At 68.1% G+C, this 21915-nt stretch carries 21 protein-coding genes and 2 pseudogenes; 6 read left to right on the forward strand and 17 right to left on the reverse strand.

Annotated features, from left to right (window positions below; all coding sequences use genetic code 11):
* Window positions 1-16: 16 nt before the first annotated feature.
* The 4 genes from ABZ195_RS04990 to ABZ195_RS05005 all read right to left on the reverse strand — a co-directional run bounded on the left by ABZ195_RS04990 (window position 17) and on the right by ABZ195_RS05005 (window position 4085).
* A complete protein-coding gene (locus tag ABZ195_RS04990; protein WP_355215445.1) occupies window positions 17-1897 on the reverse strand; it encodes an ABC transporter ATP-binding protein in 1881 nt (626 codons plus the stop codon).
* Between the two features lie 90 nt (window positions 1898-1987).
* Window positions 1988-2533 (reverse strand): chromate transporter, encoded by a 546-nt coding sequence (locus ABZ195_RS04995; protein WP_355215447.1) that lies wholly within the window; start codon window positions 2531-2533, stop codon window positions 1988-1990.
* Window positions 2530-3099, reverse strand: a complete 570-nt coding sequence (locus ABZ195_RS05000) for a chromate transporter (RefSeq protein WP_355215449.1) — start codon at window positions 3097-3099, stop codon at window positions 2530-2532. The genes ABZ195_RS04995 and ABZ195_RS05000 overlap by 4 nt, the downstream gene beginning before the upstream one ends.
* Complete coding sequence (locus tag ABZ195_RS05005) at window positions 3096-4085, reverse strand: phospholipase D-like domain-containing protein (RefSeq protein ID WP_355215451.1); 990 nt, start codon at window positions 4083-4085, stop codon at window positions 3096-3098. Before ABZ195_RS05005 ends, ABZ195_RS05000 begins: the two co-directional genes overlap by 4 nt.
* Before the next feature lie 89 nt (window positions 4086-4174).
* Between ABZ195_RS05005 and prrA the strand changes: the two genes are divergently transcribed.
* Window positions 4175-4885 carry a two-component system response regulator PrrA gene (gene prrA / locus ABZ195_RS05010; RefSeq protein WP_142271524.1) on the forward strand — a complete coding sequence of 237 codons (711 nt, stop codon included), beginning with the start codon at window positions 4175-4177 and terminating at the stop codon, window positions 4883-4885.
* The gene (locus ABZ195_RS05015) at window positions 4886-6232 is read left to right on the forward strand and encodes a HAMP domain-containing sensor histidine kinase (protein ID WP_355215453.1); all 1347 of its coding nucleotides are present in this window, start codon (window positions 4886-4888) and stop codon (window positions 6230-6232) included.
* On the opposite strand, the gene ABZ195_RS05020 is transcribed toward ABZ195_RS05015, so the two are convergent.
* Window positions 6229-6720 (reverse strand): BON domain-containing protein, encoded by a 492-nt coding sequence (locus tag ABZ195_RS05020; RefSeq protein ID WP_355215454.1) that lies wholly within the window; start codon window positions 6718-6720, stop codon window positions 6229-6231. The genes ABZ195_RS05015 and ABZ195_RS05020 overlap by 4 nt on opposite strands.
* Window positions 6721-7083 (reverse strand): FKBP-type peptidyl-prolyl cis-trans isomerase, encoded by a 363-nt coding sequence (locus tag ABZ195_RS05025; protein WP_355215456.1) that lies wholly within the window; start codon window positions 7081-7083, stop codon window positions 6721-6723.
* Window positions 7084-7114: 31 nt separating this feature from the next.
* On the opposite strand from ABZ195_RS05025, the gene ABZ195_RS05030 reads away from it, so the two are divergent.
* Window positions 7115-7375 carry a DUF2630 family protein gene (locus tag ABZ195_RS05030; RefSeq protein WP_355215457.1) on the forward strand — a complete coding sequence of 87 codons (261 nt, stop codon included), beginning with the start codon at window positions 7115-7117 and terminating at the stop codon, window positions 7373-7375.
* Between the two features lie 12 nt (window positions 7376-7387).
* Here the strand turns inward: ABZ195_RS05030 and ABZ195_RS05035 are convergent, their stop codons facing one another.
* From ABZ195_RS05035 to pdxH, 7 genes are all read right to left on the reverse strand, one after another.
* Window positions 7388-7804, reverse strand: coding sequence for a MarR family transcriptional regulator (locus ABZ195_RS05035; RefSeq protein WP_355215458.1), 417 nt, complete (start codon window positions 7802-7804; stop codon window positions 7388-7390).
* Entirely contained in the window at window positions 7794-9248 is a 1455-nt protein-coding gene (locus ABZ195_RS05040) for an MFS transporter (protein ID WP_355215459.1), read from the reverse strand. Before ABZ195_RS05040 ends, ABZ195_RS05035 begins: the two co-directional genes overlap by 11 nt.
* Before the next feature lie 58 nt (window positions 9249-9306).
* Window positions 9307-10620 (reverse strand): citrate synthase, encoded by a 1314-nt coding sequence (locus tag ABZ195_RS05045; RefSeq protein ID WP_355215461.1) that lies wholly within the window; start codon window positions 10618-10620, stop codon window positions 9307-9309.
* Window positions 10621-10691: 71 nt separating this feature from the next.
* Window positions 10692-11366 (reverse strand): TetR family transcriptional regulator, encoded by a 675-nt coding sequence (locus ABZ195_RS05050; protein WP_355215462.1) that lies wholly within the window; start codon window positions 11364-11366, stop codon window positions 10692-10694.
* Window positions 11359-12015, reverse strand: a complete 657-nt coding sequence (locus ABZ195_RS05055; protein ID WP_355215463.1) for a TetR family transcriptional regulator — start codon at window positions 12013-12015, stop codon at window positions 11359-11361. Before ABZ195_RS05055 ends, ABZ195_RS05050 begins: the two co-directional genes overlap by 8 nt.
* A gap of 46 nt (window positions 12016-12061) precedes the next feature.
* A complete protein-coding gene (locus tag ABZ195_RS05060; protein ID WP_355215465.1) occupies window positions 12062-13321 on the reverse strand; it encodes an MFS transporter in 1260 nt (419 codons plus the stop codon).
* A 2-nt stretch (window positions 13322-13323) separates the two neighbouring features.
* Window positions 13324-13953, reverse strand: coding sequence for a pyridoxamine 5'-phosphate oxidase (pdxH, locus tag ABZ195_RS05065; protein WP_355216072.1), 630 nt, complete (start codon window positions 13951-13953; stop codon window positions 13324-13326).
* A 116-nt stretch (window positions 13954-14069) separates the two neighbouring features.
* On the opposite strand from pdxH, the gene ABZ195_RS05070 reads away from it, so the two are divergent.
* The 3 genes from ABZ195_RS05070 (at window position 14070) to ABZ195_RS05080 (ending at window position 16340) form a co-directional block, all read left to right on the forward strand.
* Window positions 14070-15197, forward strand: a complete 1128-nt coding sequence (locus tag ABZ195_RS05070; protein ID WP_355215467.1) for a citrate synthase 2 — start codon at window positions 14070-14072, stop codon at window positions 15195-15197.
* Entirely contained in the window at window positions 15194-15799 is a 606-nt protein-coding gene (locus ABZ195_RS05075; RefSeq protein ID WP_355215469.1) for a maleylpyruvate isomerase N-terminal domain-containing protein, read from the forward strand. Before ABZ195_RS05070 ends, ABZ195_RS05075 begins: the two co-directional genes overlap by 4 nt.
* Window positions 15800-15893: 94 nt before the next feature.
* Window positions 15894-16340: a VOC family protein gene (locus ABZ195_RS05080; protein WP_355215471.1), complete on the forward strand. Its 447-nt coding sequence runs from the start codon at window positions 15894-15896 to the stop codon at window positions 16338-16340.
* Window positions 16341-16406: 66 nt separating this feature from the next.
* On the opposite strand, the pseudogene ABZ195_RS05085 reads toward ABZ195_RS05080, so the two are convergent.
* The 4 genes and pseudogenes from ABZ195_RS05085 to ABZ195_RS05100 form a co-directional block, all read right to left on the reverse strand.
* Window positions 16407-17834: pseudogene (locus ABZ195_RS05085) on the reverse strand (family 1 glycosylhydrolase); the annotation flags it as partial.
* 338 nt (window positions 17835-18172) lie between these two features.
* A pseudogene (locus ABZ195_RS05090) lies at window positions 18173-19048 on the reverse strand (glycoside hydrolase family 1 protein); the annotation flags it as partial.
* Between the two features lie 66 nt (window positions 19049-19114).
* Entirely contained in the window at window positions 19115-20776 is a 1662-nt protein-coding gene (locus ABZ195_RS05095; protein ID WP_355215473.1) for an FAD-dependent oxidoreductase, read from the reverse strand.
* A 6-nt stretch (window positions 20777-20782) separates the two neighbouring features.
* Window positions 20783-21811: a diiron oxygenase gene (locus tag ABZ195_RS05100; RefSeq protein ID WP_355215475.1), complete on the reverse strand. Its 1029-nt coding sequence runs from the start codon at window positions 21809-21811 to the stop codon at window positions 20783-20785.
* Window positions 21812-21915 lie beyond the last annotated feature (104 nt).

The raw sequence follows: 21915 nt of genomic DNA on the forward strand, positions 1-21915 counted from the left end.
TGCTCGGCAACCGAATTCATGCCGCGGACGTCTCGTCGCCGAACTGCGTCTCGTACAACTCCGCGTAGCGACCACGGCGCGCCAGCAACGCGCGGTGGGTCCCGCGCTCGACGATGCGGCCGTCCTCGACGACGAGGATCAGATCGGCGGCCCGGATCGTGGAGAGCCGGTGGGCGATCACCAGGGACGTCCGGCCCGCGAGCGCCACGGCCAGCGCCTGCTGCACCGCGGCCTCGGATTCGGAGTCCAAGGAAGCGGTCGCCTCGTCGAGCACGACCACCCGGGACGTGCCCAGCAGGAGCCGCGCGATGGTCAACCGCTGACGCTGCCCGCCGGAGAGCCGGTAGCCGCGCTCGCCGACCACGGTGTCCAGACCGTCCGGCATCTCGCCCACCACGTCGGCCAGGCGGGCCCGGCGCAACGCCTCCCACAGCTCGTCGTCCGACGCGCCCGGCGCGGCGAGGGTCAGGTTGGCGCGGATGGACTCGTGGAACAGGTGGCCGTCCTGCGTGACGACGCCGACGGTCTCCTTCAGCGAGGCGAACGTCACGTCGCGCACGTCGGCGCCCGCCAACCGCACCGACCCTGAGTCGACGTCGTAGAGCCGTGCCAGAAGCGAGGCGATCGTCGACTTGCCCGCTCCGGAGGACCCCACCAGCGCGACCATCTGGCCGGGCTCGGCGGTGAACGAAATGCCATGCAGCACTTCGTCTCCCCCACGGTCGTCCAATACGGCCACCTCTTCGAGCGAGGCCAGCGACACCTTGTCGGCAGAAGGATAGGAGAACCTGACGTCGTCGAACTCGACGCCCGCCGGACCGTCGGGCACGGGCACGGCGTCGGCCTTCTCCCGGATCAGCGGCGTCAGGTCGAGCACTTCGAAGACCCGCTCGAAACTGACCAGCGCGCTGGAGATCTCGACGTGCGCGTTGGCCAGCGCCGTCAGGGGGGCGTACAGCCGCGTCAACAGCAACGCCAGGGACACGATCGCGCCGGCCTGCAGTGTCCCGCCGATCGCCAGCACCCCGCCCAACCCGTACACCAGGGCCAACGCGAGCGCCGACATCAACGTCAGCGAGTTCATGAACGTCGCCTGAAGCATCGCCGTCCGCACACCGATGTCGCGGACCCGGTCGGCCCGCGCCGCGAACTCTCCCGACTCGCGGACGGGATTGCCGAACAACTTGACCAGCGTGGCACCGGGGGCCGAGAAGCGTTCCGTCATCTGGGTGTTCATCGTCGCGTTGTAGATCGCGCTCTCGCGACTCAGCATCGCCATCGTGCGTCCGATCCGGCGGGCCGGCAGCAGGAACAAGGGTGTCAGCAACAGCGACAGCACCGTGATCTGCCACGAGATGCCGAGCATCACACCCAGCGTCAAGGCCAGGGTGACGAGGTTGCCCACCACGCCGGACAGTGTGTCGGAGAACGCGCGCTGCGCGCCGATCACGTCGTTGCCGAGTCGACTCACCAGGGCCCCGGTCCGAGTCCGGGTGAAGAACGCCACCGGCATCCGCTGTACGTGGTCGAACACCGCGGTCCGCAGGTCGAGGATCAGACCCTCGCCGATGTGCGATGACAGCCAGCGGGTCAGCAGGCCCACGCCAGCCTCGGCCAGCGCCACGGCCGCGATCACCGACGCCAGCAGCACCACCGTGCTCGCGCTGCCACCGTGCACGATCGCGTCGACCACCCGACCGGCCAGCACCGGCGTCGACACCGCGAGCACCGCGCCGACGACGCTGACCGCCACGAAGGCCCCCAGGCGTCGGTGGTGCCGGGCCGAGAACCGCCAGATTCGCCTCAGCAGGGCACGGTTGGCCAGCACGCGAAGATCACCTCCGCGTGCGGTGCGCTGCCGGTAGAGGGCCCGGCTGGCCGCCAATTCCATGCTCATGTCATCACCGTAGAACCTCAACCATTGGTGAGGTCAATTCGTTACCCACGCAAAGGGCTATACCCGTTCTGGCCCGCTCAGACGACGTCGTCAGACAATGCCGAAGTAGCCGATCACCCCGGCGACGGCGACGACGATCAGCGGGTTGACCTTGGTCCGGACGAAGATCAGCGTGCACACCGCCGTCAGCAGGTACGCCCGCCAGTCGTGGTCGGCGGCGCGGCTCATCACCAGCGACGACGCGAGGATCAGCCCGACGGTGAGCGGGGCGAAGCCCTTCTCGACCGCGATCCGCCACTTCGATTCCTGAGCCCGCTGCCAGAACAGCGTGATGGCGTACACCAGCGACGCCGCCGGAATCACCATTGCTGCGGTGGCGACGAAACCGCCGATCACTCCGCCGAGCACGCCCCCGACCGGGAGGCCGGCGGCGTAGCCCACCATCCCGACGATCAGGATGCTCGGCCCCGGCGCGGTCTGCGAGATGGAGAACAGGTCGGCGAACTGCGTGTCGCTGAGCCAGTGGTGTCGGTGGACCGACTGCAGGTGCATGTCGGGCAACACCGCGTTGCCACCACCGATCGACATCAGCGACAGCGATCCGAACAACACGATCAACTGCAGGTAGGTGGTCACTTGGCGGCGGTCTCCTGAGCCCCCCGCGGCCAGGCCCACAGCAGTGCCAGCGGTGCGACGATGCCCAGCACGCCGAGCAGTGGCCACCGCAGCACGCCGTTGAGCACGAACGCCAGTCCGAACAGCGCCACCGGGACGACGCCCGTCAGGCACGACTTGCCGGTCTTGACCACCATCGCCAAGGTCAGCGCCACGGCCGCGGCGGACGCACCGTGCAGCACGCCCTTGACCGCAGGCACCTCCTTGAACGTGAAGTAGAGGAACGCCAGCACCAGCACGATCACGAGCGGCATGAAGCACAACCCGACGACCGCGGCGACGGCGCCGGGGACGGCCCGCAGCTTCGTCCCGGTGAACACGGCCATGTTGACCTGATTGGCCCCGGGCAGGATTCGGCACATCGTCATGGCGGACAGGAACTCCGCCTCGCCCATCCACTGCTTCTCCACGACGATCACCTCGCGCGACCACGCCGAGAGCCCACCGCCGAAGGACGCCAACGCGATGTGGTTGAACGTGAACGCCAATTCACCCAGACCGACCCTCGCCGGCTCCGGAGTGGTCACTCGTGGACGAGTTCCGGATCGTGGGGGAAGTCGTCCTCCTGGTGGGTCTCGGTGTCGAGCGGATCCGGCGGCGAATAGTGGTGCGAGAGCGCCCAATCCTCCTCGAAGGTCGCCTTGAGCCGTGCGACGACGGCGGGTTCGGTGATGGTGATGCCGAGTTCACGGCGTAGGTCGAAGGCGCTGCGGTCGATGTTCATCGAGCCGACGAGCGCCCTCTCGTCGTCGACGATCATCAGCTTCGCGTGCACGCGGAGGTTCTTCTGCTTGTGCACCTTCGCACCGAATCTGCGCAACGTCCGCAGCGAGGCGAAGGTGTCGAGGACGTCGCCCTCGCTGATGCCGTGCCTGCCACCGCACAGCACGTGCACCTTGACGCCGCGTTCCACCGCGGCGGCGAGGTGGTCGAGGATGACGGCGTCCACGAACTTGGGATGCTGGACGTCGATGCGGTGCGTGGCCGTGTCGATGAACCGGGCCATGTGGTAGCGCGAATTCGAGTTGCTCCAGAGCAATCCCTCGTAGACCGCAGGCACCCAGTCGTCGTGGTTCCAGTCGGCGTTGAACACCTCGACGATCTGGGCGACGTGCACCGGGTCGTCGATGATCACGCCGTAGTCCCTCGTCGCCGTGAAGTACTTCAGGCACATGTTGAACGTGGCGACCAGGGCGGTCTTCTCGTCGACGACCATCGACTTCTCGTGGGTCACGTAGAACTTGGGATTGGCCCACTGCACCGAGATGCCCGCGGCGCCGAAGCGCTCGAAGGTCTCGTCGTTGGCGCGGTCGCCACCGGAGCGCGCGGCGTTGAGCATCACCCGCACGTCGACGCCCGCCTGCTTTCGCGCGATGACCGCGTCGATGAGGCTCTCGTCGGTGAAGGTGAACTGCTTGATCAGCAGCGACGTCTGGGCCGATCCGATGAATTCCAGCACCGGACCCAGACCGTCATCGGGTTCGACGATCAGGCGAGGTCCGCTGGGCTGCACGAGTGTCGAAGCTAGCACTGCCGTCCCCCCTCCGGTCTGCGCCACGCGCCTACCGCATCCATAGTGGCGCATCAGGCAAGATGAGGCGCATGGAGATGGGAGCTAGCGGTGCCGCGCCACCCCGGGTCTTGGTGGTCGACGACGATCCCGACGTGCTGGCGTCGCTGGAGCGCGGACTGCGGCTCTCGGGGTTCGAGGTCAGCACCGCGGTCGACGGCGCCGAGGCGTTGCGCAGCGCGACCGAGACCCGACCCGACGCGATCGTCCTCGACATCAACATGCCCGTCCTCGACGGGGTCAGCGTGGTGACGGCGCTGCGCGCCATGGACAACGACGTTCCGGTCTGCGTGCTGTCGGCGCGCAGCTCGGTCGACGACAGGGTCGCCGGTCTCGAGGCGGGGGCCGACGACTACCTGGTCAAGCCGTTCGTCCTGGCCGAGCTCGTCGCCAGGGTCAAGGCGCTGTTGCGTCGGCGCGGTGCCACGGCGACGTTCTCGTCGGAGACCATCGCCGTCGGCCCGCTCGAGGTCGACATCCCCGGGCGCCGGGCCCGTGTCAACGGCGTCGACGTCGACCTGACCAAGCGCGAGTTCGACCTCCTTGCGGTGCTGGCCGAGCACAAGACCGCCGTGCTGTCGCGTGCGCAACTGCTGGAACTGGTGTGGGGCTACGACTTCGCCGCCGACACCAACGTCGTCGACGTCTTCATCGGATACCTGCGCCGCAAGCTGGAGGCCGGTGGCGCCTCACGTCTGCTCCACACCGTTCGCGGTGTGGGATTCGTTCTGCGGCAGCAGTAGGTGAACACGCTGTCGCGGGTCTTCCGGCGCACGCCGTCGCTGCGGACCCGCGTGGCGTTCGCGACCGCCATCGCCGCGGCCATCGTGGTCGGCATCGTCGGGGTGATCGTCTGGGTCGGCATCACCAACGACCGCAAGGAACGGCTGGACCGCCGACTCGACGAGGCCGCGGGCTTCGCCATCCCGTTCCTGCCGCGCGGATTGGACCAGATCCCGAAGTCGCCCAACGACCAGGACGCGATCATCACGGTCCGGCGTCCCGACGGGCAGGTCACGTCCAACTCCGACGTGACGCTGCCCGAACTGCCCGCCGGTTACGCCGACACCACCATCGACGGGGTGCGCTACCGCGTGCGGACCGTCGAGATCACCGGTCCGCAGGGCGAGATGACGGCCGCGGTCGGCGCCACCTACGACGCGACCATCGCCGACACCAACAACCTTCACCGCCGGGTCATCATGATCTGTTCAGGTGCCATCGGGGCCGCGGCCGTGGCGGGCTGGTTGCTGGCGGCCTTCGCGGTCCGACCGCTCAAGCGCCTGGCCCAGCAGACCCGCGCCATCGACGTGGGCGGCGCGGCACCCGACATCGACGTTCGCGGCGCCACCGAGGCCGTCGAGATCGCCGACGCCGTCAACGGCATGGTGCAACGGATTTGGCAGGAGCAGGACCGCACCAAGGCGGCGCTGGTGTCCTCGCGGGACTTCGCTGCCGTCACCTCGCACGAACTGCGCACCCCGCTGACGGCGATGCGCACCAACCTGGAGGTGCTCGCCACGCTCGACCTCGCCGAGGATCAGCGCAAGGAGGTCCTCGGCGACGTCATCCGGACTCAAACCCGCATCGAGTCGACGCTGTGGGCGATCGAAAGACTTGCCCAGGGCGAACTCTCGACCTCAGATGACCACTCGCCGGTCGACATCACCGAACTGCTCGACCGGGCCGCCCACGACGCGATGCGCGCCTATCCCGAACTCGACGTGTCGTTGGTGCCCGCCCCGACCGTGATCATCGTGGGGTTGCCGGCCGGGTTGCGGCTCGCCGTGGACAACGCGATCGCCAACGCCGTCAAGCACGGGGGCGCGACGCGCGTTGCGCTGTCTGCCGTCACGTCCCGCGCCGGCGTGGAGATCGCGGTCGACGACGACGGGGTGGGCATTCCCGAGGAGGAGCGCAAGATCGTCTTCGAGCGGTTCTCCCGAGGGTCGACGGCGTCGCACTCCGGCTCCGGCCTGGGTTTGGCCCTGGTGGCCCAGCAGGCCGAACTGCACGGCGGCACGGCCTCGTTGGAGGAGAGCCCGCTCGGCGGCGTCCGGCTGCTGCTGCGGCTGCCCGGACCGTCCTAGCCGACGCGAATGTCGTTGACCACCTTGACGTTCGGCCAGGTCTCGGTCACCGCGGTCTCGGCAGTCGACTTGGCCGTGGCATCGTCGGCGTTGCCGGTCAACGTGGCGGTGCTCCCGACGAGCTTCACACTGAACCCCTTCACGTCCATGGCGGCGCCGAACAGCGCGCCGAGACCGGCGATCTCGGGGCCGGTCACCCCGGGCTTGACCGTCAGGTCGTCGACGATCTTCGCCCCGGGCATGGCCTGACGCAGCGTGGCGGGCAGGCCGGTCTTGAGCTCCTGGTCCGGCACCTCGCCGCTGACCGTGAAACCGTTGGCCGTCCGCACGATGGACATCGCTCCGAACGGGCCGGTCTTGGCGGTGGTCGACGGACTGGCCGACGTGACGACCTCTGGGGCCCGCGACGCGTCACCGGAGTCGGCGGAGTTCCCGCACCCCGTCACGACGAACAGCAGGCTCAGGGCGAGCAGTAGGGCGGAGCGCACTCAACGAGCGTCGAGCAGGTCGATCACGAAGATCAACGTCTTGCCTGACAGCCGGTGCCCGGATCCGGCGGGGCCATAGGCCTTCGCCGGTGGGATGACCAGCTTGCGACGGCCGCCCACGCGCATCCCGGGGATGCCGTCCTGCCAGCCCTCGATGAGTCCGCGCAGCGGGAATTCGATGGACTCGTTGCGGTTCCACGAGCTGTCGAACTCGTCGCCGGTGTCGTACTCGACGCCGACGTAGTGCACCTCGACGGTGCCACCGGGCACGGCCTCGGCGCCGTCGCCGACGACGATGTCTTCGATGACGAGTTCGGCCGGTGCCGGGCCGTCGGGAAAGTCGATCTCGGGTTTAGTGGCCACGGTTGACACCGTAGTCGGGCAGACTGGGGGCGTGAGTACGGACCCGAACAAAGATGCCGACATCCTCGCCCACGTCAACGAACTGGTCGCCGAGGAGAAGGAGCTGCGGGCGAAGCTCCAGCAGCACGAGATCGACGAGACCGAGGAACACCGCCGCCTGCGCAGCCTCGAGGTACAGCTCGACCAGTGCTGGGATCTGCTGCGGCAGCGTCGGGCGCTGCGCGAGACGGGCCAGGACCCCGACCAGGCCGCCGTGCGACCCGAGAACGAGGTCGAGGGCTATCTGAACTAGCTGAACTGACCGCTAGTTCAGCTTGGCCAGGATCGATTGAAGGGTCAGTAGCTCGTCACGACTCAGTGTTGCGAAGGGACGTGGCGCCGGGTCGTCGACCCCCTCGATGCTCGCCACGGTCCGCTGGCCCTCGTCGGTCAGCGAGATCACCTTGCACCGCCGATTGGCGGGGTTGGTCTCCCGGACGACCAGGCCCCTGGCCTCCAGGTCGTTGACCGCGACGCTGGTTGCGGGGGCGTCCATCGTCGCGGCCTCGCTGATCTCCTTTGCCGTCATCGACCGCCGAGCGAGCCTGCGCAGCACTCGAATTCGGCTGAACGGCAGACCGGAAACCTCGATGACGTCACGCTTCCAGCCGTCTCGGTTGTCGAACACGACGGTCGCCATGGCGCGCCACACCTCGTCGGCCAGATGGGCGTCATCGGACATTGGCCGCCACCTTAGGTTCGGGGGCACCGGCGATCAGCGGCGCCAGCCGCTCAGCCGATCGGAACGCCGCCGGTGTGGTGGAGAAGAAGCCGAGCACCGTGATCACGACGCCGATGCCGATGCTCGCGAACCACAGCGGCCGAGCCGAAGCGGCGAAGTCCGCTCCGCTGTGGGAGATCGCCGATCCCGCGATCGAACCGCACAGCGCCACACCGATGCTCACGCCGATCTGCCGGCTGGTCGAGGTCACCGCTGAGGCTGCGCCCGCCCGGTCGAGCGGCATGCCACTGACCGCGGCGTTGGTGATCGGCGCATTGACCATGGAGAAGCCGATGCCGAACACCGCGAAGATGACCAGCAGTCCCCACACCGGGGTGGTCTTGGTCAGGAACGTCAGCAGCACCGAGGCCGTGGTGATCAGGACCCCGGCGGCCAGCAGCGACGGCCGGGCCCCGAACCGGCCGACCATGCGGCCGGAGATCGGGGAGAACACCAGTGCGCCAATGGCGATCGGGGCGTAGATCAGACCCGTGTGCATGGCGCTGTAGCCGCGCTCGCTCTGTAGGTATAGCGACATCATGAACAGGAAGGCGCCCCAGGCCGAGAAGGCGCACACCGCGGTCACCGTGGCCCCGGCGAAGGGCACGCTGCGAAAGAACCGAAGGTCGATGAAGGGGTCCTTGCGCCTGGACTCATAGCGCAGGAAGGCGACGAACGCGATCGCCGCGACCACCGCCACCGCGACGACGCGGGGGTTGGTCCAGCCGTAGCCCGGGCCCTCGATGAGGGTGAACACCACGCCGAAGAGGAACGTGACGGCCAAGCCCTGTCCGATCGGGTCGATGTTGCGCATCGTCTTGGACTTGGTCTCGGGGACGAAGATCGCGGTCAGGATCACCGCGGCTAGACAGATGGGCAGGTTGATCCAGAACACGGCCCGCCAGCTGATCAGCTCGATCAGGAAGCCGCCGACGACCGGGCCGAGCGCCATCGAGATGCCCACGACCGCACCCCAGAAGCCCAGTGCTCGCGCCCGCTCCACCCGTCCGGTGAAGATCTGCGAGATGATCGACAGCGCAACGGGATTGAGCATCGATCCACCGATGGCCTGTACCAGGCGAGCCATGATCAGGGTGTCGATGTTGGGCGCCATGCTGCACAGCAGCGAGCCGACGGCGAACACCACCAAGCCGATCTGGAACACCCGGCGACGGCCGAAGCGGTCACCGGTCGCACCGGAGAGCATCAGCAGCGATGCCAGCACCAGCGTGTACACGTCGACGACCCACTGCAGCTCCGAGGTCGACGCGTTCAGGTCGGCCCGAATGCTCGGGATGGCGACGTTGACGATGGTGGCATCCATCGAGACGATCAGCAGACTCAGGCAGCAGGACACCAGGATGATGGCCTTGCGCCGTGGGGTCAGCTCAACAGTCGTGTTCACCCAACGATTGTGAACCTACAACCTTTACCAATGCAAAGGATGTGGCGCAGTCGACAGGCTAGCGGCCACCCATGTCGGTGTAATCCCGCTCGTTGTAGCCGGTGTAGATCTGACGAGGGCGGCCGATCTTGCTGGGCGACTCGTGCATCTCGCGCCAGTGCGCGATCCAGCCCGGCAGCCGACCGAGGGCGAACAGCACCGTGAACATCCGCGTCGGGAAGCCCATCGCCCGGTAGATCACGCCGGTGTAGAAGTCGACGTTGGGGTACAGCTTGCGCTCCACGAAGAAGTCGTCGGTCAGCGCGACCTCTTCGAGTTGCTTGGCGATGTCGAGCAACTCGTCGTTGACGCCGAGCTTGCCGAGGATCTTGTCGGCCTGCTCCTTGACGATGCGGGCGCGCGGGTCGTAGTTCTTGTACACGCGGTGCCCGAAGCCCATCAGCTTCACGCCCTCTTCGCGGTCCTTGACCTTCTTGACGAAGGTCGCCACGTCGTCGTCCCCGGAACGGATCTTCTCCAGCATCTCCAGCACGGCCTGGTTGGCACCGCCGTGCAGCGGACCCCACAGCGCGTTGATGCCGCCGGATACCGAGGTGAAGAGGTTTGCCTGCGACGAGCCGACCAGCCGGACCGTGGACGTCGAGCAGTTCTGCTCGTGGTCGGCGTGCAGGATCAGCAGCAGGTCCAGTGCCCGCACGATCTCCGGGTCGACCTCGTAGGGCTCGGCGGGGAAGCCGAACGTCATCCGCAGGAAGTTCTCGACCAGGGTCAGCGAGTTGTCGGGATAGAGGAACGGCTGGCCGACCGACTTCTTGTAGGCATACGCCGCGATGGTCGGCAGCTTGGCCAGCAACCGGATCGTCGAGAGCTCGACCTGCTCCTTGTCCAGGGGGTCGACCGAATCCGGGTAGTAGGCCGAGAGTGCGTTCACCGCGCTCGACAGCACCGGCATCGGGTGGGCATTGCGCGGGAAGCCGTCGAAGAAGCGCTTGAGGTCCTCGTGCAGCAGGGTGTGACGCTGGATCTGCGTGGTGAACTTCTCCAACTCGTCGGCCGTCGGAAGCTCGCCGTAGATCAACAGATAGCTGACCTCGATGAAGGTGGACTTCTCCGCCAGCTGCTCGATCGGGTAGCCGCGGTAGCGCAGGATGCCGGCGTCACCGTCGATGTAGCAGATGGAACTCTTCGTCGACGAGGTGTTGACGAAGCCGCCGTCGAACGTCGTGTAACCGGTCTTCGACAGGAGCGACCCCAGTGCGATGCCGTCGGATCCCTCGGTCGCCTTCACGATCTCCAGGTCGATCTCGCCCCCCGGGTAGCGGAGCGTGGCGACCTCATCCGAATCGCTGCGGGAACTGGAGTCTTCGGGCACGTTAACCCCTTCTACGGTTGGCGACCGGAACGAAGCTGTCCGTCACTAGTGGAAGGTAGTCGCTATCGGTTTCACGCGCTCGTGTGGGGTTGGCCCTCGGCGACCGCGGCGCGGCCCCACGGCGCCCACGTGCCGCGGAACATCGATACCGTGGCCGTCAACCGGTCGGCGATGATCTCGGGTTCGATCGCGGGGTTGCCCGGCTGGCCGAGCCCGGCGAAGGACGTGGAGAAGATGACCGCCCACACGTCGGTGATCAGGGCGACCGAGCGATGGTCGACCGGGACGCCGAGCCGGTTGGCCATCACGCGCATCGTCGCCCTGTTGGTGATGTCGTGGCGCAGCGCGAGCGCCGAGGCCTGATACGACGTCGACCCGTTGATGATCCGGATCAGCATCGCCATTCGCTGAAACCCCGCCGACGGCATGCCGTCGCTGCTGGCGAACACCTCGAGGGAGGCGAGGTGCAGCGCGTCGTAGGCGGTGAGGTCGTCGGGCAGCCGCTCCATGGCCTCGGCGATCAGATCGTCGAGGTCGTCGGTGATGGCCGCCACGACCGACACCTTGGTGGGGAAGTATCGGCTGAACGTGCGCGGCGAGACGTCGGCCGCGGCCGCGATCTGGTCGACGGTGGTGTTGTCGTACCCCTGGGTCAGGCACAGTTCGGCGGCGGCGTCGATCAGCGTCGCCCGGGTCCGCCTCTTCTTGCGCTCGCGCAGCCCGCCGGGCACGGTTCTGCTAGCCATGGGCGGCCGCCTCACACTGCAGACCACGGGCCATCAACGCCACCTGGGCGAGCGCCTCGTTCATCCGATCCAGCACGATCGTCGGTCCGAGCCGGACGGTGTCGGTGTCGTCGACCAGGTCGCCGCATGCCTCGATCACGGCGGCCGAGAAGACGACGTCGACCAGACGCACGCGCGGATCGTCTGCGGTCGTCCCCATCCGCCGGGCGAGCAGCTCGTAGGTCAGATCGGGCCGCAACTCGAAGGCCGATTTCTTCAGCGACTCCGAGGCGTTGATCACCCGAAGCGTCAGCACGATGCGCTCGGAGGTCAGTCGGCCGGCCCGGCGGGTCGCGACGCGCGTCAACACCGACGCGTGGGCCTGGCGCAACGCCTCCAGGGGGCCGACATCGCCGTCGACCGCCGTCAATTCGATGGCGACCTCGTGAAGGTAGTCGTCGAGCAGGGTCATGAAGACCGCGTCCTTGGTCGGGAAGTAGCGGCTGAAGGTGCGCGCGGACACGTCGGCCGAGGCGGCGATCTGCTCGACGGTGGTCTGCTGGTACCCGTGCTTGAGGCAAAGGTCCACGGCGGCGTCGATGAGCACGGCGCGCGTCCGAAGCTTCTTGCGCTCACGAAGGCTGAGCGTCCCGTGCGTCACGTCGACCACCACAAGATGCTAGCCTGCCGAACTCGTGCGTTGGGTCGTAGCGAACTCAAACGCGGTAGCGAACGAACGCGGGCACCAGCAGTGCGGCGATCGCGACGCCGACCACCACGAGTGCGCCCCCGCCCGCGGCGGCCACCGTCGTGCCGACGACGGCCGCTGACGCACCGTGGACGGTGTCAGCCAACCGCGGCCCACCGGCGACGACCACGGTGAACACACCCTGCAGCCTGCCGCGCACGTCGTCGGAGGCCGCCTGCTGCAGGATCGTCGACCTGAACGCCGAGGACACCATGTCGGCGGCTCCGCCGATGGCCAGGAACGTCAAGGCAATCCACAGCAACGCACCGGCATGCCCGCCGGCCAGACCGGACGCCAACCCGAATCCGATCATCGCCACGCCCCACACCACGATGGCGACCACCACGGCCAGACCCTGTCGGCTCACCCGTGGCAACCATCCCGAGAACACACCGCCCAGCACCGCACCGACTGCGATCGCCGCCGACAGGTAGGCCATCGCGCTGCCACCCTCGACCGGACCGCCGAAGCTCTGGTGCGCCATCTCCGGGAACAGCGCGCGCGGCATTCCGAAGATCATCGCGATCAGGTCCACGACGAACGACATCAGCACGACCCGGTTTCCGGCCAGGTACCGGAAGCCGTCGAGGACGGCCGCGACACCCCACTTCGAGGCACCCTGAGCGGTGCCGGTCGGTGGCATCTTCGCCAACCGCCACGTCGCGACGATCGGGGCAATGCACGTCAGCGCGTCGATGGCATACAACGTGGACAGGTCGACGAAGTGCAGCAGCACACCCGCGAGCAGCGGCCCGACGATGGCGCCGAATTGCATCACCGTCATGTTCAGCGAGTTGGCCGCCGGCAGCTGCTCCTCGGGCACCATCCGCGGAATGGCGGCCGACCGGGTGGGGCTGTTGACCGCGAAGAACGCCTGCTGCACCGACAGCAGGCACAGCACGACCCACACGTTGTTCAGCCCGAGCGCGGCCTGCGCCCACAGCAGCACCGACGACACGGCCAGCCCGATGGAGGCGATGACGAGCAGCAGCCTGCGGTCCATCGCGTCGGCCCAGGCGCCGCCCCACAGACCGAACACGACGAGGGGAACCAGGGCGAACAACCCCGACAGCCCCACGTAGGCCGAGTTCTGCGTCAGCGCGTACAGCTGAACCGGGACGGCGAAGATCGTGAGGTTGCCGCCGATGACGGTGACGATGCCGGCGAGCCACAACCGCCGGAAGTCCGGTGAACGAAGCGGTGTGGTGTCGGCGAAGAAGTTCGCCACCCCTAGGGCTGCAGACGCTCGACGAGCGCCCCGCTCACTCGGATCCGGTTGTGTACCCGGTTCTCTCGGCCCTGCCAGAACTCCACGACCTCCGGGGCGACGAGGTATCCACCCCAGTTCGGCGGCACGGGGACCGACTCGTCCCCGGCGAAGCGTGCGGTCACCTCGGCGAGCTGGCGTCGCAGGGCTTCCCGGGAGGCGACGGGGTGGGACTGATGCGACGCCCAGGCTCCGAGCTGAGAACCCCGGGGGCGCTTGGCCCAGTAGGCGGCCGTCACTTCGGGCGCGACCTTGGCGACGGGTCCGCGCACGTGCACCTGACGTCCGAGGGCGTAGAGGGGGAAGGTCGCCGACGCGTACGCCGAGGCGGCCAACTGTTGCCCCTTGTCGGAGTCGTAGTTGGTGTAGAAGGTGATGCCGGTCTCGTCCACGCCCTTGCACAACACCGTCCGGGTGGACGGCCTTCCCCGAGCGTCGACCGTGCCGACGACGATGGCGTTGGGCTCCATGATTCCGGCCTCTTCGGCGTCGGCCAACCACCTGCGCAGCAGCACCGTCCACCCGTCGGCCAACCAGTCGGCGTCGAGGTCGGCACTGCCGTCCTTTTCGGGCGATCCGTACTCCACGCGCATGCGAGCCAGATGCTCGTCACCGTTGGCAACCACCCGTCCGACGCTACGCCCAGCGCCTCGGCACCTGGTTACCAACCGGCAGCAACCGTCGGTGGCCGTGGTGCGAGAATCTGCTCATGACCGACGCGTCCAACATTCCCGACGGTTTCGTAGAAGGCCTCGAAGGCGTCGTCGCCTTCACCACGCAGATCGCCGAGCCCGACAAGGACGGGGGCGCGCTGCGCTACCGCGGCGTCGACGTCGAGGATCTGGTGGCCAAGCGCGTCACCTTCGGCGACGTGTGGTCACTGCTGGTCGACGGCTCGTTCGGTCGCGGCCTGACGCCGGCCGAGCCGTTCCCGCTGCCCATCCACACCGGGGACGTCAGGGTCGACGTGCAGGCCGGACTGGCGATGCTCGCACCGATCTGGGGCTATCAGCCGCTGCTGGACATCGACGAGGAGACCGCCCGCAACCAGTTGGCCCGCGCCTCGGTGATGGCGCTGTCCTACGTCGCGCAGTCGGCCCGCGGCATCCATCGCCCCGCGGTCGGGCAGCGGACCATCGACGAGTGTTCCACCGTGACAGAACGTTTCATGACCCGCTGGAAGGGTGATCCCGATCCCCGGCACGTCGAGGCCATCGACGCCTACTGGGTCACCGCCGCCGAACACGGCATGAACGCGTCCACCTTCACCGCGCGGGTGATCGCGTCGACCGGCGCCGACGTCGCGGCGGCGCTGTCGGGCGCGGTTGGTGCGATGAGCGGACCGCTGCACGGCGGCGCACCGGCACGAGTGCTGCCGATGATCGAGGAGGTCGAGCGTTCCGGCGACGCCCGCGCCGTGGTCAAGGCGATCCTGGACGGCAACGAGAAGTTGATGGGCTTCGGGCACCGCGTGTACCGCGCCGAGGATCCGCGGGCCCGCGTACTGCGCGCGACCGCCGAACGACTGCAGGCACCGCGCTTCGAGGTGGCCAGCGCACTCGAGCAGGCCGCCCTCGCCGAACTGCGCGAGCGCCGCCCGGACCGCGCCATCGAGACCAACGTCGAGTTCTGGGCGGCGGTCATACTCGACTTCGCGGGGATGCCCCCGACGATGATGCCCGCGATGTTCACGTGCGGGCGTACCGCCGGGTGGTGCGCACACATCATGGAGCAGAAGCGACTCGGCAAACTGGTGCGCCCGGCCGCGATCTACGTTGGCCCGCCGCCGCGAAGCCCCGAATCGGTCGAGGGCTGGGACTCCATCACGACGTCGTGAAAACGGCCTTCCGTTCCGCGGCAACGGCCTTCGCCGCGCTGGTCCACCAGATCCCCGAATCCGCCTGGGAGGGGCCGGGTCTCGGGGAGTGGGACCTGCGGGCGTTGGTCGGCCATGCGTCGCGGTCGATGATCACCGTCAGCGCCTACCTTCGGGTACCCGCCGAGCGGGTGGACGTGACGAGCGCCGCCGACTACTACGCGATGGTGCGCGACCACCTCGCGACCGCAGACCCGTCGGCGATCGTCGAACGAGGCCGCCAGGCTGGTCGCGAACTCGGCGAGAACCCGGCCGCCGCGGTCGACGCCCTCGTCGAACGCGCGCTCGCCGACGTGGAGCACGTGGAGGATCCGCTCATCACGGTGATAGGCGGCCTGGGCATTCGACTGACCGACTATCTGCCGACGCGGGTCTTCGAGCTCGCGGTGCACGGCCTCGACGTCGCCAGGGCCGCCGGGCTGGACTTCGTCCTGCCCGAGGACGTGCTCGCCGAGGCGACCGAACTGGCGGCCCGGATCAGCGTGCGCCTCGGCACCGCCACGCCGGTGCTGCTGGCCTTGACCGGGCGCGACCACCTGCCCCCCTCGTTCTCCGTAGTGTAGCCGGGGCACGTGTCCCACCCCGCCTCCCCTCTGATGAGAAATGGGGCGACGGCTGGTCGGTAGTAGTGACCCACCCACGTCGAGAGGAACCACCATGGCAATCGAAGTACAACCGGCCGTCTCCCCGTACCTGGTCGTCGACGACGCCGCTGCGGCAATCGACTTCTACGTGGCGGCGTTCGGGGCCGAGGAGCTCGGGCGAGTGCCCCGACCGGACGGCAAGATCGTGAATGCCGCGCTGCGGATCAACGGTTCGATCGTGATGCTCAACGACGACTTCCCCGAGGCCTGCGGCGGAAAGTCCATGACCCCCAAGTCACTTGGCGGTACTCCGGTGACGATCCACCTCACCGTGACCGACGTCGAGTCTCAGTTCCGGCGGGCCGTGGACGCCGGTGGCACCGTCGTCACTCCCCTCGAGGACATGTTCTGGGGCGACCGATACGGGGTCATCCGCGATCCGTTCGGGCACGTGTGGTCACTCGGACAGCCCATGCGCGAGGTCACCAACGAGGAGATCGCCGCGGCCATGGGCGGCTGACCTTCCCGTCGCCGGCTCCCGGATCTGGTGCAGCCCGCCGAGGGCGCACCCGCTTCATCCGGCCTTCTACCGGCCCCCCGAACCGAACAGGTAAGCCGCCAACAGGGCGGTGGGAAGAGCGTTGGCCTTGGTGATCTGGCTGATCGCCGAGATGCTCGCCGGCTTCGGGGTGCGTTCGAGTTCATCGGTGGTGGGGTCGGAGCCATACAGCCCGAACTGCAGGCCGTAGCCCTCGGCCCACTCGAGGTTGTCGACGAACGACCAGTACGTATAGCCGAGGATCGGCGTGTCGTGGGCGACCATGTCCTGCACGACCGCGATGTGGTTGACGATGTAGGGCGGGCGCTTGGAGTCACCTGCGTCGGCGATGCCATTCTCGGTCACCCACAACGGCTTTCCGTATGCGGCCGCGAACTCGAGCACCTCCCGGAAGCCGCCGGGATCGGTCGGCTGGTTGAAGTCGCTGCACGTTGGCGACGGCGTGCAGCGCACCGGCAGGCCGCGAAGGAACGGGAACCCAGGGATGGGCGCGACGCCGAAACCCTGCATCGGTTGGGAACCGTAGTACTGGACGCCGATCCAGTCGGCCTTGTTCGTGAACTCGGGATGCACTTCGTCGGCGGTCTTGACGCCGTCGAAGTTGGCGTCGACCCAGCCGTCGACCACGGCGTTGGGGAACCATCCGTCGTAGAAGGCGTTCCAGGCGTCGGCGGCCTGCACGTCGAGCGGGTTGACCGGATTCGCCGGTCGCGCCGGGATCATGTTGTTGGTGAAGCCGACGAAGGCCGCCGCTTTTTGAACGGTTGCAGAGGTGTTGTCCCACATGTGAATCGCATCGTAGGCGGCCACGTGTCCCCTGGCCTCGTTGACCAGGAACGTCGATGCGAGGTCGGGTCGGATGACGCCGGGCGGCCACGCGGGTACGAGGCCGGGGATGGCGAGGAACTGGGTGAGCACCGGCGAGAACGGCTCGTTGAGGGTGGCCCAGTCGTCCACCTGGTCGCCGTACTTCCACGCGACGTAGGCGGCGAACTTCTCGAACTCGGCCGGCGTGGTGGGAGTCAGCCACCCGGCGTCCGGTGCGGGCAGGCCGAGCTGGATCAGCGGTCGCGCCGTGACCGGATCGTCGACCCACGACGGCAACGTGAAGTGGTTGACCGTGACCAACGGCTCGAGGCCGTGGGCGCGCAGAGACGCGAACACCGCTCGGTAGTGCGCCACCTCGTCCTGGTTGGCCAGCTGATCCAGGGCCTGCAGGTCGGCCAGGCTGACGGTGCCGCCCTCATCCGAGACGTTGACCACCGCAGTCGAAGTGGGGAAGATCCGACTCCACTCGATGCCCATCCGGAACGTGTTCATCCCCAGGTCGTCGCGCGCCAGCGCGGCATCGGTGTCGTAGGAGACGTAGGTCCCGGGACCGTTCTCGGGCACGCCGTGGGTGAGGCCGAGGAACTGGTTGAGCGGATCGTGCACCCACCGGTACCAGTCGGAGTTGGGGTCGACCGGCGAACCCGGCCCTCCCTCGGCCTGGAACCCGGCATGGGCGACACCCCAGCGGGCAGCGACAGGTCGACACCGTCGACCGGGGTGACGGTGACGGTGACGGTCGTAGCAACCCGATGCCCCGCACCAGGATCGAGGAAGCTGCCGAGGATCGGCACGAACTGCAACAGCCCCATCGGTCCGTGGAGGTGGAAGCCCGCGGCCTCGTCGCTGACGACGACGGTGAACTGGTCAGTCCCGCCGACGGCCGCCATCGCGTTCATGGGTCGGTAGGTGAAGTCGCCGTTCGCGTCGACGGACACGGTGCCACCGTTGAGCGGCCGACCGACGAGGGTGTAGCTCAGCGCGTCGCCGTCGGCGTCGGCGGCACCCACGTTGCCCCGGACGACGACGTCGCCGTCGAGGCCGAGGCTCTGCGTCTGCGGCCGGGTGGTGACCGTGGGCGAGGAGTCGAACAGCTCGCGGCGGACCCACGCCAGCAGCGCCCACGGCGACGGATCCGACGGCAGGGCCGGGGCACCCGCGGCGAACGGGCTGAGCAGGGCGTTGACGACGCTGGACACCAGACCGGTGACGTAGGTGACCGCCGTGATCGGGTCGAACGCGGTGGGCCACGGCCGCAGCGACGGTACGACGGGCTCCGGTGAACGCTGCGCCGCCACCGTCGCCGCCGTCGTCACGGCCGCGGACCGCTGGGTCGTCGCGACCGGTTCGTCGGTCACCCCGGTCACATCGGTGACCGACGCGGCTGACGCGGCCGTCTGCACCTCGTCGGCGCTGAGTTTGCTCCGCGGTGTCGAGCTGGGCTCGGCGACCGCCGCCGGCGACTTCTTGGTCTTGGGCGTGGCCGCCGGTTCGTCCTCGGCATTGGACTCGTCGGCGACGTCGGTGTCGGTGTCGGTCTCGGTGTCGTCCGCACGGACGGTCACGGTCGACGCGCTCACCGTCGACGTCGGGGCGTCCGTCACGGCGGACGGCGTCGCGGCGTTGGGCGAGGAGTTCGTCGTCGGGCTCGGAGTCTCGGCGTCACCCGAGTCCGACGGCGACGACGCGGAGGCCGGCGCAAAATCCGATGATTCCGAGGGCGAATCAGCCCAGGCCGTCCCCGCACTCGCGAACACCGCCGTCCCGGTGCACACCGCGGCACCGACGCCGAGCGCGACCGCCAACTCCCCGACCCGACCGACGAACGCCCCAGCTGTCATGCAATGGGCTTACGCCCGCGATGGGACGCCTGCGCCCGTTTTGGGAAAATGGTCGGGTCGTACGACCTACAGCCGCAGCCCCGACAGGAGACGCCGACCCAACGACGGGGTGGGCGCCGTGGCCGCGGCGGCCAGCATGTCGGGGACCGCGGTGAACTTGTCCCGCGGACGGTCCGGGCCGCCGCGCGCGATCTCGGCGCGGTCGATCGCCCGCCAGCCCGCCGCGTTCACCAGGTCCGGCTGCCGGTCGCGGATCAACTTCTCCAGCGCCGCGGGCCGAGCGGCGGGATCGGTCAGGAGTCCCGCGTCGTAGTCCGCGACGAGGTTGTGCACCGTCTCCGCCGCGCAGGACTTGTTGGTGCCGATGAAGCCCGTCGGGCCACGCTTGATCCAGCCGGCCACGTACACACCGGATGCCCCGGCGACGCGGCCACCGTCGTTCGGCACGACCGCGGCGTCATCGTCGAACGGCAGGTCGCGAATGGGCTTGCCGCGGTAGCCAATCGACGTCAGCACCATGGCCGCCGCGAGCTCGCGCACCTCGTCGGTGCCGGTGACGGTGAAGGCGAGGCCCTCGACCCGGTCCTGGCCCAGCACTCGCAGCGGGGTCAGGCCATATGCCAGCCGGATGCGGGGACGGCCGATCGGCGCCGACGCGTCCCCCAGCTTGGCCAGCAGTTCGAGCTTGCCAAGGGTCAGCGGGTCGGTCTCGGTCGACAGGTCTCGACGAACAAGGTCGTGGTCCTCGGCCGACAGCACCACGTCATGGGTGTTGGTCAACCCGATCAGCTCCGGCAGCGTGAACGCCGACGCGGCCGGGCCACGTCGCGCGGCCACCACGACCTCGCGCACCCGTGAGTCGCGCAACGCGGCGAGGGCGTGGTCGGAGACGTCGGTGCGGGCCAGCGCGTCGGGATCGGTGGTGAGGATCCGCGCCACGTCGAGGGCGACGTTGCCGTTGCCGACCACCACGACGCATTCGGCGCTCAGGTCCACCGGCAGGTCGACGTAGTCGGGATGACCGTTGATCCAGGCCACCATCTCCGTGGCGGTGTTGGTGCCCGGCAGGTCCATGCCCTCGACGTCGAGGCGACGATCGGTCGGGGCGCCGACGGCGTACAGCACGGCGTGGTGATGCTCGGCGAGTTCGGCCAGGGACAGATGACGCCCCACCTCCACGTTGAGGTAGAAGGTGAAGCCGCGCTGCCGCGCGATGCGGTCGAAGAGGGCGGTGACGCGCTTGGTGGTCTGATGGTCGGGCGCCACACCCGAGCGCACCAAACCGTATGGCGTGGGCAACTTCTCGAATACGTTGACCCGCACGCCCTGCTGGGTCAGCAGTTCGTCGGCGGCATACATCGCGGCGGGGCCAGAGCCGACGATGGCGACGGTGAGGGGCCCGCCGGCCCGCGGGCGGACGACCGGGGCCTCGGCCACCGGCGCCAGCTTCGACGTCGGAGGCAGCTTGCCCTCACGCTTCGGGTAGAACGCCGCGTTGAGTTCGACGAATATCTGCTGACCGTCGTCGAGCTTGGTGTCGGGCAGGATGGCGCCCACCGGGCACGCCGAGACGCACGCGCCGCAGTCGACGCACGCGACCGGGTCGATGTGAAGCATCTCGGCCGTCGCGAAGCCCGGTTCGTCGGGCGACGGATGGATGCAGTTGACCGGACAGGCGTAGACGCAGGACCCGTCGCTACAGCACGACTGGGTGATCACATGGGGCACGAGCGGCTACGCGACGGAGACCAGATGCTGACGCTGCGGCTCGCTGCGGTAGCGGCTGGCGTCGCCGTCGATGCGGCAGATGCGCCAGATCAGCTTCGCGAACGGGTTCATCAAGCCGGTCTCCTTGCACAGCATCCGGACGTCGCCGAACATGTCGCGCAACATCTTTCGCGATTCGGGAGACTTGAAGAAGATCTCCTTGCGCACCGAACGCGGAATGTCGAATTCCTTCCAGAAGGCGCGCGGCGGCACGATGATCGCCGAGCACAGCACGCGCATCACGACCGGCACGTACAGCGAGAGCCAGAAGCGCTTGGCGCGAGGAAGATTCGGCACCCGCTTGCGGAGGTACTCGTGCGCGAACGAGATGTGCCGCGCCTCCTCGGCGACGTGGATGGCCATCACGCGTTCCATGATCGGGTGCAGGGCCTTGCCCTCGCGAAGGACGCTCTTCTGAGTGTGGTCGATGGGCTCCTCGCCGGCGAGGATGCCGAACCAGAACGGGATGGGCAGCGGTCCGGCGACCAGCGGGATGACGGGCTGGACCCACTTGAGCATCTTCGGCATGCCGGGGACGTCGGCGCCGATGCGGTTGACCATCTCCTGGAACATCAGGGTGTGGTTGCACTCCTCGACCGCCTCGTGCAGGCAGTACCGGTACTCGGGTGAGTTGTTCGGCGTCCAGAACGCGTACTCCATCAGGCCGCGGATGAGGATCGACTCGAAGTGCAGGCCGACCTTCGCGACGTTGGCCTGACGCCACATGCCGATCTCGATCTGGCGTTCCTTGGACTGCGACTGATACCAGGGGTGCTTGCCGATGGGGTCGGTGGCCGGCAGGATCCAGCGCTCATCGCCCTCGGTGACGGCAAACTCCGGGGTGTCCCAGTCGATGTCGGTGTAGGGGTTGAAGTTGCGACGCACGGATCCCTCCGACAAAGTCCGCAGCGTGTCCGCGTACGAGGTGTCGTCGAGTACGTCCATGTTCTTGCGCCAGCGGCGGATGATGCGCGTGCGAGCGGTCTTGGTAGCCATTCGAAGCCTCCTATGAGGTTTACATTCGTCATCCCGGTGTCCAAGACGGTACCGAAGGTCCCACGAATTGAACAGGCCATTTTCCTGACTGTGGGCTGAACGGG

Origin of the sequence: Mycobacterium sp. NPDC006124, from assembly GCF_040614235.1 — a bacterium.
Classification (GTDB): Bacteria; Actinomycetota; Actinomycetes; order Mycobacteriales; family Mycobacteriaceae; genus Mycobacterium.